Source organism: Hymenobacter profundi, assembly GCF_019334315.1.
GTDB classification, from domain to species: domain Bacteria; phylum Bacteroidota; class Bacteroidia; order Cytophagales; family Hymenobacteraceae; genus Hymenobacter; species Hymenobacter profundi.
The window spans coordinates 1-15,858 of sequence record NZ_JAHWGL010000115.1; the positions used below are offsets into that span (position 1 = coordinate 1).

Consider the following 15,858-nt stretch of genomic DNA (forward strand, 5'->3'; position numbering starts at 1 on the left):
TTTTGTTTTTTGGTACAATGTAAATCGCCCATAAAATTCGCGTAATCCGAAAAATCCGAGCGAATTCGTGGTTCAGACGAACTTCATCCTTATTGATGGTTCTCCAGCTTTTTGATGGTGGCGCTGATGTTTTCGGTGAAGATGCACACCACAGAGCCAGGGCGGGCAGTGTAGAGGGCGTGGTCGATGGCGTCCAGCTCGTTTTCGATGTAGGTGATGGGAATCTCGGGCTTGTCTAGTTGCAGCCCGCTGGTCATTAGCTCACGTAGCTCCTCAGCAGTTTTACCGCGTAAGTCACGGTCTTGGCGCAGGATTACTTCGTCGAAAATCTGCCCGGCTATGCGTGCGAAGCCCAACGTATCCTCTTCCCGCCGGTCGCCCAGCCCCGACACGATGCCTACCTTATGCGTGGCCTCGGTAGCATTCAGAAAATCAGCAAACTTGGTGATACCTGCTGTGTTGTGGGCGTAGTCCACAATCACCTCAAACTGCGGGTACTTAAACACGTTCATGCGGCCCGGCGTTTTGCTGGCCGAAGGCACAAACGTGCGCAACGCCGTTTTGATATCGTCCTTATCAAACCCGGCCAGGTAACCGGCTAGCGCCGCCGCCAGGCTATTCTCAATGTTGAAGCCAGCTCTACCCCCAAACGTCACCGGAAACTCCACGGCCCGGTCGATGCGCAGCTTGTAGCTGTTTTTGTAGATGGTGATGTAGCCTTCCTCGTACACCGCCGCCACGCCGCCGTCCTCCACGTGCTCCAGAATGCGCGGGTTGTTCTCATCCATACTGAAGTAGGCCACACGGCAGTCGAGCTTGTGGCCCATCTGGTACACCAAATCGTCGTCGGCATTCAGCACGGCCCAACCGTTTTTGCGCACGGTGCGGGGTAGCACGCCTTTCACAGCAGCCATCTCCTCCACGGTGTAAATATCGCGCAGGCCCAAGTGGTCGGCGGCTACGTTGGTGACAACGGCAATATCGCAGGAGTGGAAGCCCAGGCCAGAACGCAACATGCCGCCGCGGGCGGTTTCCAGCACTGCATAGTTCACGGTGGGGTCCCGCAGCACAAACTCGGCGCTTTGACCACCAGTGCAGTCGCCTTTTTGCAACTGCACGCCTTGGATGTAAATCCCGTCCGTCGTGGTGAAGCCTACCTTGTACCCTTTAGAGGCCACCATATGGGCAATCAGACGCGTGGTAGTGGTCTTGCCGTTGGTGCCCGTCACGGCAATGATGGGGATGCGGGTAGGCACACCGGGAGGAAACAGCATATCCACCACAGGCGCTGCCACGTTGCGCGGCAATCCTTCGGTGGGTGAAATGTGCATCCGAAAGCCGGGCGCGGCATTCACCTCAATTACGGCGCCGCGAGTTTCGTTGAGCGGCACCGCAATATCGTCGGTGAGCAGGTCGATACCGCAAATATCAAGGCCGATGGTGCCGGCCACACGCTCGGCCAGCAGCACGTTGTAGGGGTCTACCAAATCAGTCACATCGGTAGCCGTGCCACCGGTGCTGATGTTGGCTGTGCTTTTGAGGTAAATTGTCTGGCCAGCCAGCAGTACCGAATCCAGTGTCAGCTGCTGCGCCGCCAGGATATCCAGCGTGTGCTTATCGGCTTTAATAGCCGTCAGGACTTTCTCGTGGCCAATGCCGCGGCGGGGGTCGGTGTTGACTTGATCAATCAATTCCTGAATGGTGTGCATGCCGTTGCCCGTTACGGCGGCGGGCGTGCGTTTGGCCGCAGCTACCAGCTTACCGTTCACTACCAGCAATCGAAAGTCGGCACCCTCAATATATTGTTCCACAATCACGGCGCGAGAGTATTCCTGCGCTGCTTTCAGGCCCACCACGGCATCTTCCCAGTTCTGAATCTTGATGGTGGCGCCTTTGCCGTGGTTGCCATCCAGCGGCTTAGTCACAATGGGAAAGCCCAACTCGTCAATAGCATCCCGCAGACCCTCTTCCGAGTACACAGTGGTACCGCGGGGCACGGGCACGCCCGCGTTCTTGAGCATGGCTTTCGTGCGGTTTTTGTTGCCCGCAATTTCTACACCCGCATTGCAGGTATAGGTAGTGGTAGTGGCCCAGATGCGCTTCTGGTTCACGCCGTAACCCAGCTGAATAATGTTGCTGTTCTCCAGCTGGATATAAGGAATATTGCGCGAAGCCGCTTCCGACACAATACTCTGCGTGCTGGGACCGAAGTATTCTTCTTCCCGAATGTCGTGCAGCTCCGCCAGCATGGGCTTCAGATCCACCGATTGGCCTTTGCAGAGGGCGTCTAGTAGTTCCACTGCGTATTCAGCGGCTTGGCGGCCAGCGCGCTCTTCGCGGTAAGCAAACACCACTATCTCCATCCCTGCTTCGTGCGCGGGGTAGGACTTGCCCCAATACACCGGCATGCCGGCCTGGCGCTGCAAGGCCAGTGCCATGTGTTGCAGTACATAAGCCAACGGCTCACCATCAGCTAGCTGGTCGCGGGTGAGGGGCGGATGCTTGATAGCCTCGGCAGAATGGTGCGGATTGGGCATACCCAGGTTCGGGAACAGATCCGCTAGTTGTTCTGGTAACTCAGACACGCTATTCGACCAGGTGCCGGCCAACTCCCCAAAGTCAACTTTCATGACAATCAGGCGAGTGTGTTTAACAGACCAATAGCTAGGGCCGCGCATGGTGCGCAGGTCGACAATCTTCATACGATAAGCGTGGGTGAAAAACGGAGTATGCCCGCACTATACGCAAGACAAGGCCAGAAGGTAGGGATAATGTCGGGCTTACAGCTGGTTTTGCCGGAATAATTGCCCGGCTTTATCTTCTATCTACTTAGGTAGTAAAACGCAAAAAGCCCCGGTCGGGGCTAATCGACCGGGGCAAGCAAGCAAAACAGGAAGAGGTGACGGGCGGATTCGAACCGCCGTAGGAGGTTTTGCAGACCTCTACCTAGCCACTCGGTCACGTCACCGGATTGGGAGCGCAAACATACGCCAATAATTGACTTTTGCCAAATAGAAGCACTTCTTTTCTTGTCTTTATTCACTAAACTTCTGTATCATAGCAGGTTTTATTACGCACAAAAAAGCCCCGGATTGCTCCGGGGCTTCTTGTTTCCAACTTAGAAGGTCAGCTTACGCTTTGTCTTCTTTGTTGGCTTCATCGTCCGAGTCAAGCAGGTGCTTGGCGCGGTCTACTACGTCTTCGGCAGCGTGCGTTACGGTGTCGATGGCGTCGGAAGCGGCTTTGGTTACGCGGGCAATCAGGCCCTCTTCTTCAGCGGGAGCTTCAGCTTCGGCAGGAGCCTCGGCAGCAGGGGTAGCCTTTTTGCCGGCTTGCGACTGCAACTTCTGCTCACCAGCCTCACGCTCCGAGCCCATCATCCGGTCACGCAGGGCGCTCAGTGCGTCCAGGTCACCCAGCGTTGATTTCTCAGCGGGCTGTGCAGTTGCCTTCTTCACGTCGGCAGCATTCGAAGTCGAAGCACCACCAGCCGTAGTTGGCGTCTTCTTCTTGAACTTAGAAGCACGGCTCTCCTCTTCTACCGACTGGTTGTACACAGCGGTGTGCGAGAGAACAATGCGACGGTCGTCCTTCGAGAATTCTACCACGCGGAAGTCCAGCGATTCGCCGTTCTCAGCCTGCGAGCCATCTTCTTTCTGCAACGACTTGGGGTAAGCGAATCCTTCGATGCCGTAAGGCAACTCCAGCACGGCACCACGGTCGTTCTTCTCGGTGATGGTAGCGCGGTGTACCGAACCAGGGGTGAATACCGTCTGGAACGTATCCCAGGGGTTTTCCTCCAGCTGCTTGTGGCCCAGGGCCAAGCGACGGTTAGACACATCCAACTCCAGAACCAGCACGTCCAGACGGTCGCCCACCTTCACCATTTCGGATGGGTGCTTGATCTTCTTGGTCCATGACAGGTCCGACACGTGCACGAGGCCGTCTACACCTTCTTCCAGTTCTACAAACAGACCGAAGTTGGTCAGGTTACGCACCAGGCCGTTGTGCTTGGTGCCCACGGCGTACTTCGTACCGAAGTCGCCACGAGTCCATGGGTCTTCGCTCAGCTGCTTGATACCCAGGCTCATCTTGCGGTCTTCGCGGTCCAGCGTCAGAATCTGCGCTTCTACCACGTCGCCCTGCTTGATGAAGTCCTGCGGGTTGCGCAGGTGCTGGCTCCAGCTCATTTCTGAAACATGGATCAGGCCTTCTACGCCAGGGATAATTTCCATGAATGCACCGTAGTCGGCTACGTTCACGATGCGGCCCTTCACTTTCGAGCCTACGCCCATGTCCTCGGGCAGCGAATCCCATGGGTGCGGGGTCAGCTGCTTCAAGCCCAGTGAAATACGCTTCTTGGCTTCGTCGAAGTCCAGTACTACCACGTTCAACTTCTGGTCGAGTTGCAGCACTTCCGAAGGATGTGCAATGCGGCCCCACGAGATGTCAGTGATGTGCAGCAGACCGTCTACGCCACCGAGGTCGATGAACACACCGAAGTTGGTCATGTTCTTGATAACGCCCTCCAGGATCTGGCCTTTCTCCAGGTTGTTGAGGATGGCTTCGCGCTGCTTCTCGAGGTCTTTCTCGATCAGGACTTTGTGCGAAACTACCACGTTGTCGAAAGCAGCGTTGATTTTCACTACTTTCACTTCCATGCGACGACCTACATAGATGTCGAAGTCACGGATAGGCTTCACGTCAATTTGCGAGCCGGGTAGGAAGGCTTCTACGCCGTCCAGGTCCATGATCAGACCACCTTTGGTACGACGCTTTACTACGCCTTCCAGAATGGTATCATTCTCCAGGGCATCGTAAATGGCTTTCCAAGCCTGCTTGATCTTCGCCTTCTTGCGCGACAGGATCAGCTGGCCGTTGGCGTTTTCCTGCTCCTCGATGAATACTTCCACCTCGTCGCCGGGCTTCAGGTCGGGCAGGTCACGGAATTCCGACACGGGCACCAGTCCGTCGGACTTGAAGCCAATGTTCAGGATAACGTCGCGGTCGGTGATGCCTACCACTACGCCACGTACTACTTCTTCTTCCTGGACGGTCGTCAGCGTGTCGCTGTACATTTCCTCCATCCGGGTGCGCTCCTCTGCGGAATAGTTACCGCCGAAGCCGCTGGCTCCAACATTATCCCAGTCGAAGTTGTCTACTACTTCTGCCATATTAGCTAGTGGCCCTCCTATACACGTTCGGCGCAGGGCCCGCCTCCGAATCGCGTTTTTGCTTGATACACAGCGCCAAAGCGCCGGCCCACCACCCTGGCGGGGGCGCAAAGATACGGAAAGTTACGCGCAAGTAAAACAGGACATTACCTCGCATTTGCGCACCTAGTCCTCGTCTTCATCATACCGCTCGAATGATAACTTATGCAGGAAGTTAAGAAACTCCTGAAAGCTTTTTCCCAGATACACCGCATACTCGTCATCAAAGACATCCAACTCAACAAAATGTCCTGTCTCCTTTTCGATGGCATAAGTGAAAAGACTACCATTAGAGCCGATTAGCCAATAATAGTTGATAAAATGCTCTTCGTAATCTGCATCCTTCACCCACAACGCGTTTATATCGAGTGCATCTGCAACGGAGTAGAGCGAAAACCACCCTCTGCCCAACCAACCGCCACCACCATTATGCCTCGCTAGGAATTCTAGATAACTGGGTGGGTAATCAAAGTCCATCTTTGCTTTGAGGCGGGCTTGTTCCTCTTGCGTTGCTCCTACCTTGAACTCCGGCTCTGTTATCAGTTCCTCAAAGGTCTTTTCTACCATTGCAGTCAGTTAGGTAATAGCGATAAAAACTCCTGCGCTGATAGTACCCGCACAGCAGGAAACTTAATCTTGATAAGTGCTTTAAAATGCGAATCCTCGGTAACTAAATAATCTGCTTGTCCAGTTACCGCGCAATCAGCAAACTTTTCGTCGTCCTGATCAGTCGGGATTAATTGGAACCGATAATGAGGAATGACTTCGCGGACGTTGCTAAAATTTTGCAGGGCATTGAGAAAGTTGGAGGCCACTTCTGGACTACTACGCAACCCTATTATCTCTTCATATTCAAGCAAAATACTGCTCGTTACTAATAATTCGTAGTGTTGCTGCTGTAGCGCTTCTATTATGGGTCGATAAATGGACCGACGGCTTATAGATACCAACAACACATTGGTATCGAGTACCACCTTCATGAAGCTTTACGACTGGAAGAACGCATCTTTTCACGCAGCCATTGTTGCATCGTTTCGGCTGTCCAGCCGTTTTCTTCCCATAGTGCATCCATAGCAGCGGTGGCTTTTTCCGCATAATACAACCCAATCAAATGGCGGATATCCGCTGCATCTTTTGCGGGTACCTGTACTGCTTCCGAAGCAGCATCGTTACTGTCAGCCTTAGCGGGTGAGTCACGTTCAGAAAGTTTTTCCAATAGCAACGCTTGTAATTGCTGCTCAGTAAGTTCAACTGAGTCAGGAAGTTGCACATGCAAAACGACAGTCTTCATAGCTAGAAATAAAAGAGAGTTGCGGCAAATACCGCAACTCTCCAAATATACAAAATCAGTGGATGGCTATGCCCGCCTACCCAACTCGCGCAAATGTGCCACGTGCGAGGCTACGGCGTAGCGCATTTTTGGATACTCATTATACGTGATGCCAAACTCCTCGCACACCTGCCGGATAATCTTGTTGAGGGCTGGGTAGTGCACATGGGAAATGGTAGGGAACAAGTGGTGCTCTACCTGAAAGTTGAGGCCACCAACCAGCCAGCTAAGTAGCTTGTTATCAGTAGCGAAGTTGGCCGTAGTCTTAATCTGATGAATGGCCCACTCGTCTTCCAGTTTGTTGGTGGTAGCGTGCGGCACTGGAAATTCGGCGTGCTCCACGGTGTGAGCCAGTTGAAACACGATGCTGAGGGTGAAGCCGGCTACGGCCATAAAGAGCAGGAACCCTACCAGCCAGCTTACAAACCCTACCATATAAATAGGGAGGGCCACAAACAGCCCCAGATGTAACGCTTTGAAGCCCCAGAAAACACCCTGGTCCGACGCGTTCATCTTCTTGATGGGCATCTCCCCAATTTTGCCCCGGAAATACTTCTGGTAATCCATATAGAAAATCCAGGCGATGAACAGCAGGGCGTAGAAAAACCAGAAGTACAGGTGCTGGAATCGGTGCAGGCTACGGCGTGGTTGGCCGGGGCTAAGGCGTAACCAGGGCTGCGCATCCAGGTCATCGTCCACGCCGTCGATGTTGGTGTACATGTGGTGGATGAGGTTGTGCTTCATATTCCACATAAAGCTGTTGCCGCCCATTACATTCAGCGTAAACGCGGCAAACTGATTCACCCAGCGCTTTTTACTGAATGAGCCGTGGGCGCCATCATGCATCACGTTGAAGCCGATAGCGGCGCCAATTGCACCCAGCAGCAAGCACTCTGCAACGGCCAGCCAGGTAGGCGGCGTCAGGAAAACCAGATGCACGTAGACTGCCACAAAAGCGGTAGTCAAAATCAGGGCTTTGATAAACAAGGAGTTGCCACCTGTGGTGGCTTTGCCAGCCTCGGCAAAGTAGGCGTTGGTGCGACGCTTCAGCTCCTGATGAAAAGAGCGCGAAGCCGCGAATTTGGGTGCGTGCATGAAGAAAATGGGATAAACAGGAAAGCAAAGATACCTCTTCCTGTTGAGGGGACAGCAGGTGACTGTCGTGCAAAATTGCGTACCCTACCCGCCCAACCTGCATCGTACGCCGATAGTTCCTCTCCCCTACCCGCCGTATCTTTGCTGGGTGCTGACGACGAACTCACTGGAGCCCGAAACCCGCAAGATTATTCACCTCGACATGGACGCTTTCTACGCGTCGGTGGAGCAGCGTGATAACCCTGAATTGCGCGGCCGACCACTAGCAGTAGGCGGCGCCCGCGAGCGGGGCGTGGTGGCCGCGGCCAGCTACGAAGCCCGGAAGTTTGGCGTACGCTCGGCCATGCCCGCCACCACGGCCCGGCGCCTGTGCCCGGAGCTGCTGTTTGTGCCGCCGCGCTTTGAGGTGTATAAAGGCGTATCGCGACAGATTCACGCCATTTTTGCTGATTACACAGAGCTGATTGAGCCGCTTTCACTGGATGAGGCCTACCTCGATGTGACTCAGAACCGCTATAACCTACCCTCGGCCACACGCATTGCGGAGGAAATACGGGCGAAAATCTTGGCGCAAACGCAGTTGACGGCCTCAGCGGGCATTTCCTACAACAAGTTCTTAGCGAAGCTGGCGTCCGATTACCGCAAGCCCAACGGGCAGTTCGTCATTCGGCCGCACGAGGGGCTGGCGTTTGTGGAGCAACTGGCAGTAGGGCAGTTTCACGGCATCGGGCGCGTGACGGCGGCGCGCATGGAGCAGCTGGGTATTCGTACGGGTTGGGATTTGCGCCAGCAGTCGGAGGCGTTTCTGCGGCAGCACTTCGGCAAGGCAGGCTCGCACTACTTTGCTATTGCGCGAGCCCAGGACCATCGCCCCGTGGTGGCCGACCGGGTGCGTAAATCCATCGGCGCCGAAACCACGTTCGCCCGCGACCTCACTGCCCTACCCGACCTCACTGGGCACCTGCAACCCTGCCTGGAAAAGGTGTGGACGCATTGCGAGCGAACCGGCCTGCGCGGCCGCACCGTCACGCTGAAAGTGAAATACGCCGATTTTCAGCAGATTACCCGCTCCCGCAGCTTCCCTACCCCCCTGACCGACGTGGCCACGGTGACCCGCATCAGCCACGAGCTGCTAACGGCTCTCCTACCCCTACCCAAAGGTGTGCGCCTGTTGGGCGTTTCGTTGTCGGGGCTGGAGACGGAGGCCGATATGGTAGGGCGGCAGCTAGGATTGGGGTTGTAGTGAAAACGTAGGCGCGACCTTGCCCGGCTGCCATTTATCCGGGCCTGTTAAAACTTGCTTTACGGTGTAGCGCTTCGCTTCTTTAGCGGAGAGCTGGTGCGCCCACACCACACGCTGCTGCGGCTGAGCACCGGGCCCAGTGCTACGGTACTCGAGGTAGGAGGCCGTTTTTTCGTTGTCCGGATTTTTCCAGTTGTCCCAGCCTGCCGGGCGAATGTGCCGGCCCATTTCTGTGTAGAGGTAGGCCACACGGGCATGGGGCCGCCACGGTCGCCCCAGCGACACATTGGTTGCCAGCGTAGAATCGGCCAGTAACCGGCAATGCAGAAAAACGAAGCCGTAGGGCTGTCCTTCCGGCGTGGAAGCGGCCGTGATGTGGGAGTTTTTCTTGCTGATGATGGTGCACTCCTCAAACACGGCCGTGCTGGCACCAAAAATGAAATCGGTAGTACCCTCAATGGTGCAGCGGTAGAAGTACTGCCGGGTATGACCAGCCGCTAAGAACAAAGTATCCTGGTCGCCGAGGATGCGGCAGTTACGGAATACGCACCGGTCGGCCTCTACGTGCAGCGCCACGGCCTGCCCCGCCGTACGGCCCGCGGTGTTCTGAAACGTAATGTTTGCGGCCTCAAAATCATTGCCCTGAATCAGCACTGAATGTGAGGAATAGGTATCGATGCCGTTACTACCCGCGTGGTCGTCGAATGTGATAATGGTAGTAGCGGGGTCGTCGCCGAGTAGGGAAATATGGGTTTTGAGGGTAGGCACCACCAGTTTTTCGCGGTAGGTGCCGGGCTTCAGGTGAATTACTACCCGCTGCTGCGACTGGTTGGGCACGGCATTCACGGCTTCCTGAATGGTGCGGTACGTGCCGCTGCCGTCCGATGCCACCGTTATTAGGCTAGGGGCTACGGCGTGGTGTTGCGCCCACGCGCCTACCCGCAGCAACAGCAACAAGCTAAGTACGACGCAGAGTATCTTATGATGCATAGCCAGTGATAACGTAACCTTAGTCCTGGGTAGGGTCCCAGCCCCGCAACACAGTAGCCAGGGTGTACTGCCGGGCCTCCTGCTCGGTGAGCAGGTGCGCCCACGGCACACGCTGTTTGGGCGCGGCGCCAGGGCCGGTGCTTTGGTACTCGGCGTAGTAGGCGGTGCGCTTGTTTTCCTCCTTGCCCCACGGGTCCCAGCCTTCCGGCTTAATGAAGTTGCCCAGCTCGCAGTGCAGGTACACGGTTTTGGCGTAGGAGCGCCACGGGCGACCCAGGGCGTAGCTGTTGGCGGGGGCGTTGCCAGTCAGGCGGCAGTGGTTGAGCACGTAGCCGTAGCGGGTGGTATCGGGGGTAGAAGCAGCCGTGACGAAGGAGCCACCTTTCTTGCAGAAAATCTCGCACCGCTCAAACCACGCCGTGCTGGAGCCGAAGATGAAATCGGTAGTACCCTCGATGTAGCAATCCTGGTAGTACTGCCGACTCCCGTAGCCATAGGTGTAAAGCGTGTCCTGAAACCCCAGAAACCGGCAGTTTTTGAACCGGGCTTTGTCGCCGGCTACCCACACGGCCACGGCCTGCCCCACCGGCCCCGACGAGTTCTGAAACGTCAGGTTTTCGGCCGAAAAATCGGTACCAAAGACATAGATGCTGGCCGAGCCCGAGGTGCCTTTATCCTCGCCAAAGCGGTTCTTTTTCTGGTTATAGTCGTCGTAAGTGAGGATGGTAGCGCGAGCATCCTCCCCAATGAAATGGACGAGATTTTTAGTACCTGCCAGCACCAATTTCTCTTTGTAAGTGCCCTTTTTGATGAAGATAGTGGTGACTTTCTTCCGGAAATCCGGCACGGCATCAATAGCGGCCTGCACCGTGCGGAACTGTCCGCTACCATCTTGTGCCACCACGAAATCGTAGCCAAAGGCCCGTTGGGTTAGCAATACAGTGCACAGGCAAAACAGTATAATCAGGTACTTCATGGGGTAGTGGGTTGCGTATCGGGGCCTTTGGCGGGTGGCACCGCGTTTTTGGGTAGGGGCCGCGCCAGGTGGTCGGCCAGTGGGATGCGCTGCGTCTTCAATTCACTCACCACGAGTTGCGCCATTTTGCGGGCACCCAGCTCCGAGAAGTGCGTGTTGTCCTGGCGGCCGTAGGGGTAGTTGGGGTGGTCGCCGGGCGCGAGTTGCAGAAAGAGCAGCTTGCTGTTTTCTTCCCCAAACTGCTGCACCAGATCCCGGCTCATCTTGTCGAGGTCGATGAGCGGCACTTTTTGCGCCTTAGCCACCTCCTCAGTAACAGCCGAGTAAGCTACGTGGGTTTCCTGCTGCTTTCCCTGCGTGAATTTGCGGCGCGTGACGGGCGTAATCAGCACCGGATACGCCTCTTTGCGGCGCGTTTCGGCCACAAATTTCAGCAGGTTTTTGCGGTAGTCGGCGGGTGGGGTATAGCGGTCGGGGTAGTTTTCGGCCTCGTCGTTGTGCCCGAATTGAATGAATACGTAGTCGCCGGGCTGCAAGGCCTCTACAATGGGCTGCCAGCGGTTCTCCGCCAGAAACGTGCGCGTGCTGCGGCCATTCTTGGCATGGTTGGCCACTACAATTGTCGAGTCGAAGAAAGTAGGCAGCGGCATGCCCCAGCCGGTTTCCGGGAAAGTCTGTGGTATTTTCTGGGCGATGGTAGAATCACCAATCAGGTAGACGGTGGTTCTGTGGGTAGGCGGCAGCCGAAAGGCAAGCAGCCCCAGCAGGAACAAAAGCCCAATACTTTTCACGTATGACATGCTATTGTATTTACTTATAGTTGTATATCCCTACCGTGCCTGCGCATCCACGGTCTTTTTGGATTCGCGCTGCACAATGCGGTCGGCCAGTTCCAGCTTCAGCCCCCGAATATCGGCCAGTACCAGCTCGGCCATTTTGCGGGCGCCCAGCTCCGAGAAGTGCGTGTTGTCTTCGCGGCCATCAGGATAATTAGGGTGCTCACTAGGCGCCAAGTGGTTGAATAGCAGCTTGCTGTTTTCTTCCCCAAACTGCTGCAACAGCGCCTGACTTTCGCGGTCCAGATCAATGAATGCCACTTTTTGTTCCTGCGCAATGGTCCGCACCAGGGCCGAGTAGGTGTCGTGTGTGCCTTCAATCTTGCCATTTGCGTCGAACTTGCGGCGCGCTACGGGCGTGAGCAGCACGGGCGTAGCCTTGCGGGCGCGGGTTTCGGTGATGAAGTGCACCAAGTTGGCGCGATAGTCGGCTTCGGGTGTGTAACTCTTCTTCGTCGGCACCTCGTCGTTGTGGCCGAACTGAATGAACACGTAGTCGCCTTCTTTGAGCGCGGCGGCCACGGGCTGCCAGCGGTTTTCGGTGAGGAAGGTTTTGGTGCTACGCCCGTTCTGCGCACGGTTGTCCACGGTTACGGTTTCATCGAAAAACACCGTAAAGGGCATCCCCCAACCCGTTTCGGGGTAGGCCTTGCGCTCCTTGATCGACATAGTAGAGTCGCCGACCAAATACACGGTGATGTTCTTTTTGGGTGGCCCAAAGGCCAGCAACGCCAGCAGCAGCAAGGCTCCCGCGAGCCGAAACAACGGATGATTCATAGGTGGGAGATGGGTAGGACGAGGTACATACTACCGGTTTGCCCTACCTTTCCCAAGCAGCACGCCGCTTTTTTCTACGGGAACGTTGCCAAACGCAGTATTTTAGCGCACCCTGTGTCCCAGGGGCTACGGATCGGTTTCATACCAACGTCCCGGTGTCTAGCCCAGGGCTTCAGACTTGGGACACAGGATGTGCAAAACAGCCTGCCCTGCCCTTACCCTCGTATAGCCAACAACCCTACCCGAGCCATTATGCCCGATTCCAGATACGATGCCGTAGTAGTTGGCTCCGGTCCTAATGGCCTGGCCGCCGCCATTACGCTCCAGCAAGCCGGGTTGTCGGTGCTGCTGATTGAAGGCAAGAGCGAGTTGGGCGGTGGCCTGCGCACGGCCGAGCTGACGCGCCCCGGTTTCCGCCACGACATTTGCTCAGCCATCCATCCGCTGGCTGTTGGCTCGCCTTTCTTCCAGACCCTACCCCTGGCCCACTACGGCCTGAAATATCTCACGCCGCCCGTAGCCGCCGCTCACCCCTTTGATGGCGGCACAGCCGCCGCGGTCTACAACTCCCTGGCCGATACGGCACGCCACCTGGGCCAGGACGAGCAGCGCTACCGCCAGCTCCTGAAGCCGCTGGTCGCTAGCTGGCCCGCCATTGCCAACGACGTGCTGGCTCCGCTGCATTTTCCTAAAAATCCGCTCCAGATGGCGCAGTTTGGCGCGCCGGCCATGCTACCGGCCTCCGTGCTCACCAGCTATTTTCAGCAGAAAGAAGCGCGGGGCTTGTTTGCCGGGATGGCCGCCCACGCCATTCAGCCACTCAGCAACCTCACTACCTCGGCTATTGGACTGGTATTGTTGATAGCGGCCCACCGCGGCGGCTGGCCCCTACCCCAAGGCGGCTCGCAGTCCATTGCCGATGCGCTGGTGGCGCACTTCCGGGCGCTGGGCGGCACGGTGGAAACCGGCACCTTCGTACGCTCCCTCGACCAGTTGCCCCATGCCCGCACCGTGCTGCTCGACGTGACGCCCAAGCAGCTGTTGCAGATTGCCGGTCACAGCCTTTCCGCAGTGTATCAGTGGCAGTTGCGGCGCTACCGCTACGGCATGGGCGTATTTAAGGTAGACTGGGCCCTGGATGCTCCTATTCCCTTCACCGCCCCCGAGTGCCGACAAGCCGGCACTATTCATCTGGGAGGCACTCGCGAGGAAATTATTGCTGGCGAGCGGGCCACGGCCCAAGGCCACCACGTTACGCGGCCGTTTGTGCTGCTGGCCCAGCAAAGCCTCTTCGACCCTACCCGCGCCCCGGCCGGCAAGCACACGGCCTGGGCCTACTGCCATGTGCCCAACGGCTCCCGCATCGACATGACAGCCGCCATCGAGCAGCAAGTGGAGCGCTTCGCCCCTGGCTTCCGCGACCGGATCATCGGCCGCCACACCTTCGATACGGCCCAAATGGAAGCCCACAACCCCAACTACGTGGGCGGCGACATCAACGGCGGCGTGCTGGATATCGGCCAGCTCTTCACGCGCCCGGCCCTACGTGCCTCCCCCTACCGCACGTCCGCCAAAGGCCTCTACCTATGCTCCTCGGCTACCCCTCCCGGCGGCGGCGTGCACGGCATGTGCGGCTACCACGCCGCCAAGCAGGCGTTGCACGATGTGTTTCAGTTGCCGGCTGCGCCGTTGTATGAGGGGTGAGGTTACTCCTTTAGTTAAAACAAGATTTTATTGATCAATTCAATATAAAATCATTCTTCCTTATCCTATATAAAATAGTCCCCACTTACTGTTTCATATGCTCATCATATTCTTCTTTTGACAGAACTCTTGTTCCTTGTCCGGCAACAAAATACCATTTGCCATTTTGTTTAATATAGGTTTCTGTCCGAACAACTTTTATCGGAAAATCTCCTTTTTTTGTATCGAAAACGACATCCAGCACAAAATTCTTTACTGCCGCGTCTCCATTATAAATTCTCAGAACAGTGCTACCAGCAACGGGCCTAGCTGACTTGAAGGTTGCTCCCGCTTCCTTGAAGCCTTTTTCCCATTCACTGTATCCATACGATATCCTTCCCTCTGGGCCAACTGCTATATAATCATCGTTGTTAAACCTGGTGTTATCGTTTTTTCTGCTTAATGCCTCAATGGCTTTTCGGTCTTCAGGATAAGAGGAGGTATCATATTTATTTGTGGGCGGGATTTGAGCATAGACGTTTGACTTGAATAGTAAAACAACGATTGCTATAATCCATTGCCACTGCATCCTTTGTACATTCTGTGCCATTGTACGCAACTTTTTATTTTGAAGAAAAACCTACGCATAGCAATTATATATTATTCTTTGTAAACATTTCAACTATTTACTAATTTCCATAATCATACAAAAACCAATAAATACAATTATATCTCGCTCAGTTATATCTAAAATAACTAATACAGCGTAAACAAACAAAAAAAGCCTGACCATTTGGTCAGGCTTTTTATATAGATAATAACCGCTTACGAACTAGCTTTCGTCAGGACTTCTACCATTTCCTCCGAGATGCCGGTGGTGCTGAAGCCGCCATCGTGCATGAGGTTTTGCATGGTCACGTAGCGCGTGAGGTCCGAGAACAGCGAGATGCAGTAGTCGGCGCAGGCTTCGGCGGGAGCGTTGCCGAGGGGCGAGAGTTTGTCGGCGTAGTCGTAGAACGCGTCGAAACCACTGATGCCGGCGCCGGCCGTCGTCTTAGTAGGCGACTGCGACACGGTATTTACGCGCACTTTTTTCTGCTTACCCAGGCGCTGGCCGTAGCTGCGGGCAATGCTTTCGAGCACTGCCTTAGCCTGCGACATATCGGTGTAGTCGAGGAAGGCGCGCTGGGCGGCAATGTACGACAGGGCCACCACCGAGCCCCACTCGTTGAGGGCATCCTGCTTCTCGGCCACGTGCAGCATCTTGTGCAGCGACAGCGCCGATATATCCAGCGTTTTCTGGAACCAGTCGTAGTTCAGCTCGCCGTAGTGCTTGCCCTTGCGGATGTTCGGCGACATGCCTATGGAGTGCAGCACGAAGTCAATCTTACCGCCCAGTTGCTCCTGCGCGCCCGAGAACAACTTTTCCAGGTCTTCCACCGAGGTAGCATCGGCCGCGATAATGGGGGCATTGCACTCCTCGGCTAAGGCGTTGATTTCGCCCATGCGCATAGCCAGCGGGGCGTTGGTCAGCACGAAGCGGGCGCCCTCGGCGTGGGCTTTCTGGGCCACTTTCCAGGCAATAGATTTTTCGTTGAGGGCGCCGGAGATAATGCCGACTTTGCCAGCGAGTAGATTAGGCATGAGGTGAAGTTGGGTAGTATGAGGATTCAGAGTACAAAGGAGGTAAAAAAAATAAGAACGTCATGCTGAGC

General features: G+C 55.7%; 14 protein-coding genes and 1 tRNA gene. 2 read left to right on the forward strand and 13 right to left on the reverse strand.

The window, feature by feature from the left end; all coding sequences use genetic code 11:
• Window positions 1–89 precede the first annotated feature (89 nt).
• The 7 genes from cphA to KYK14_RS19075 form a co-directional block, all read right to left on the reverse strand.
• On the reverse strand, window positions 90–2,702 hold the full coding sequence (gene cphA, locus KYK14_RS19045) for a cyanophycin synthetase (RefSeq protein ID WP_219161061.1): 2,613 nt from the start codon (window positions 2,700–2,702) through the stop codon (window positions 90–92).
• A gap of 195 nt (window positions 2,703–2,897) precedes the next feature.
• Window positions 2,898–2,968: transfer RNA gene (locus KYK14_RS19050), tRNA-Cys, on the reverse strand.
• A 163-nt stretch (window positions 2,969–3,131) separates the two neighbouring features.
• The gene (gene rpsA, locus KYK14_RS19055; RefSeq protein WP_246601939.1) at window positions 3,132–5,174 is read right to left on the reverse strand and encodes a 30S ribosomal protein S1; all 2,043 of its coding nucleotides are present in this window, start codon (window positions 5,172–5,174) and stop codon (window positions 3,132–3,134) included.
• Window positions 5,175–5,339: 165 nt separating this feature from the next.
• Window positions 5,340–5,780 carry an SMI1/KNR4 family protein gene (locus tag KYK14_RS19060; RefSeq protein WP_219161063.1) on the reverse strand — a complete coding sequence of 147 codons (441 nt, stop codon included), beginning with the start codon at window positions 5,778–5,780 and terminating at the stop codon, window positions 5,340–5,342.
• 5 nt (window positions 5,781–5,785) lie between these two features.
• Window positions 5,786–6,187 carry a putative toxin-antitoxin system toxin component, PIN family gene (locus KYK14_RS19065; RefSeq protein WP_219161065.1) on the reverse strand — a complete coding sequence of 134 codons (402 nt, stop codon included), beginning with the start codon at window positions 6,185–6,187 and terminating at the stop codon, window positions 5,786–5,788.
• 2 nt (window positions 6,188–6,189) lie between these two features.
• Complete coding sequence (locus KYK14_RS19070; protein ID WP_185282787.1) at window positions 6,190–6,504, reverse strand: hypothetical protein; 315 nt, start codon at window positions 6,502–6,504, stop codon at window positions 6,190–6,192.
• Between the two features lie 66 nt (window positions 6,505–6,570).
• Entirely contained in the window at window positions 6,571–7,638 is a 1,068-nt protein-coding gene (locus KYK14_RS19075; protein WP_208307988.1) for a fatty acid desaturase family protein, read from the reverse strand.
• Window positions 7,639–7,840: 202 nt separating this feature from the next.
• Here KYK14_RS19075 and dinB point away from each other — a divergent pair, with 202 nt between their 5' ends.
• The gene (gene dinB, locus KYK14_RS19080; protein ID WP_246601941.1) at window positions 7,841–8,881 is read left to right on the forward strand and encodes a DNA polymerase IV; all 1,041 of its coding nucleotides are present in this window, start codon (window positions 7,841–7,843) and stop codon (window positions 8,879–8,881) included.
• On the opposite strand, the gene KYK14_RS19085 is transcribed toward dinB, so the two are convergent.
• From KYK14_RS19085 to KYK14_RS19100, 4 genes are read right to left on the reverse strand one after another with little or no spacing between them, the layout of a single operon-like run.
• Window positions 8,864–9,871 carry a pectinesterase family protein gene (locus tag KYK14_RS19085; RefSeq protein ID WP_219161067.1) on the reverse strand — a complete coding sequence of 336 codons (1,008 nt, stop codon included), beginning with the start codon at window positions 9,869–9,871 and terminating at the stop codon, window positions 8,864–8,866. The genes dinB and KYK14_RS19085 overlap by 18 nt on opposite strands.
• 19 nt (window positions 9,872–9,890) lie before the next feature.
• Window positions 9,891–10,847, reverse strand: coding sequence for a pectinesterase family protein (locus KYK14_RS19090; RefSeq protein WP_219161069.1), 957 nt, complete (start codon window positions 10,845–10,847; stop codon window positions 9,891–9,893).
• Window positions 10,844–11,647, reverse strand: coding sequence for a rhamnogalacturonan acetylesterase (locus KYK14_RS19095; RefSeq protein ID WP_219161071.1), 804 nt, complete (start codon window positions 11,645–11,647; stop codon window positions 10,844–10,846). Before KYK14_RS19095 ends, KYK14_RS19090 begins: the two co-directional genes overlap by 4 nt.
• A 30-nt stretch (window positions 11,648–11,677) precedes the next feature.
• Entirely contained in the window at window positions 11,678–12,460 is a 783-nt protein-coding gene (locus tag KYK14_RS19100; RefSeq protein WP_219161073.1) for a rhamnogalacturonan acetylesterase, read from the reverse strand.
• A 252-nt stretch (window positions 12,461–12,712) separates the two neighbouring features.
• On the opposite strand from KYK14_RS19100, the gene KYK14_RS19105 reads away from it, so the two are divergent.
• Window positions 12,713–14,164, forward strand: a complete 1,452-nt coding sequence (locus KYK14_RS19105) for a phytoene desaturase family protein (protein ID WP_219161075.1) — start codon at window positions 12,713–12,715, stop codon at window positions 14,162–14,164.
• 85 nt (window positions 14,165–14,249) lie between these two features.
• On the opposite strand, the gene KYK14_RS19110 is transcribed toward KYK14_RS19105, so the two are convergent.
• The gene (locus KYK14_RS19110; protein WP_219161077.1) at window positions 14,250–14,753 is read right to left on the reverse strand and encodes a hypothetical protein; all 504 of its coding nucleotides are present in this window, start codon (window positions 14,751–14,753) and stop codon (window positions 14,250–14,252) included.
• A 215-nt stretch (window positions 14,754–14,968) separates the two neighbouring features.
• Window positions 14,969–15,787 (reverse strand): enoyl-ACP reductase FabI, encoded by an 819-nt coding sequence (locus KYK14_RS19115; RefSeq protein WP_208307982.1) that lies wholly within the window; start codon window positions 15,785–15,787, stop codon window positions 14,969–14,971.
• Window positions 15,788–15,858: the final 71 nt, after the last annotated feature.

Excerpts from the sequence above, each read along its gene's own strand:
- rpsA (WP_246601939.1), bottom strand. The coding sequence starts at position 5,174 with ATGGCAGAAGTAGTAGACAACTTCGACTGGGATAATGTTGGAGCCAGC.
- KYK14_RS19075 (WP_208307988.1), bottom strand. The coding sequence starts at position 7,638 with ATGCACGCACCCAAATTCGCGGCTTCGCGCTCTTTTCATCAGGAGCTG.
- KYK14_RS19105 (WP_219161075.1), top strand. The coding sequence starts at position 12,713 with ATGCCCGATTCCAGATACGATGCCGTAGTAGTTGGCTCCGGTCCTAAT.
- dinB (WP_246601941.1), top strand. The coding sequence starts at position 7,841 with ATGGACGCTTTCTACGCGTCGGTGGAGCAGCGTGATAACCCTGAATTG.
- KYK14_RS19070 (WP_185282787.1), bottom strand. The coding sequence starts at position 6,504 with ATGAAGACTGTCGTTTTGCATGTGCAACTTCCTGACTCAGTTGAACTT.
- KYK14_RS19100 (WP_219161073.1), bottom strand. The coding sequence starts at position 12,460 with ATGAATCATCCGTTGTTTCGGCTCGCGGGAGCCTTGCTGCTGCTGGCG.
- KYK14_RS19115 (WP_208307982.1), bottom strand. The coding sequence starts at position 15,787 with ATGCCTAATCTACTCGCTGGCAAAGTCGGCATTATCTCCGGCGCCCTC.
- KYK14_RS19090 (WP_219161069.1), bottom strand. The coding sequence starts at position 10,847 with ATGAAGTACCTGATTATACTGTTTTGCCTGTGCACTGTATTGCTAACC.
- KYK14_RS19095 (WP_219161071.1), bottom strand. The coding sequence starts at position 11,647 with ATGTCATACGTGAAAAGTATTGGGCTTTTGTTCCTGCTGGGGCTGCTT.
- KYK14_RS19085 (WP_219161067.1), bottom strand. The coding sequence starts at position 9,871 with ATGCATCATAAGATACTCTGCGTCGTACTTAGCTTGTTGCTGTTGCTG.
- KYK14_RS19110 (WP_219161077.1), bottom strand. The coding sequence starts at position 14,753 with ATGGCACAGAATGTACAAAGGATGCAGTGGCAATGGATTATAGCAATC.
- cphA (WP_219161061.1), bottom strand. The coding sequence starts at position 2,702 with ATGAAGATTGTCGACCTGCGCACCATGCGCGGCCCTAGCTATTGGTCT.
- KYK14_RS19060 (WP_219161063.1), bottom strand. The coding sequence starts at position 5,780 with ATGGTAGAAAAGACCTTTGAGGAACTGATAACAGAGCCGGAGTTCAAG.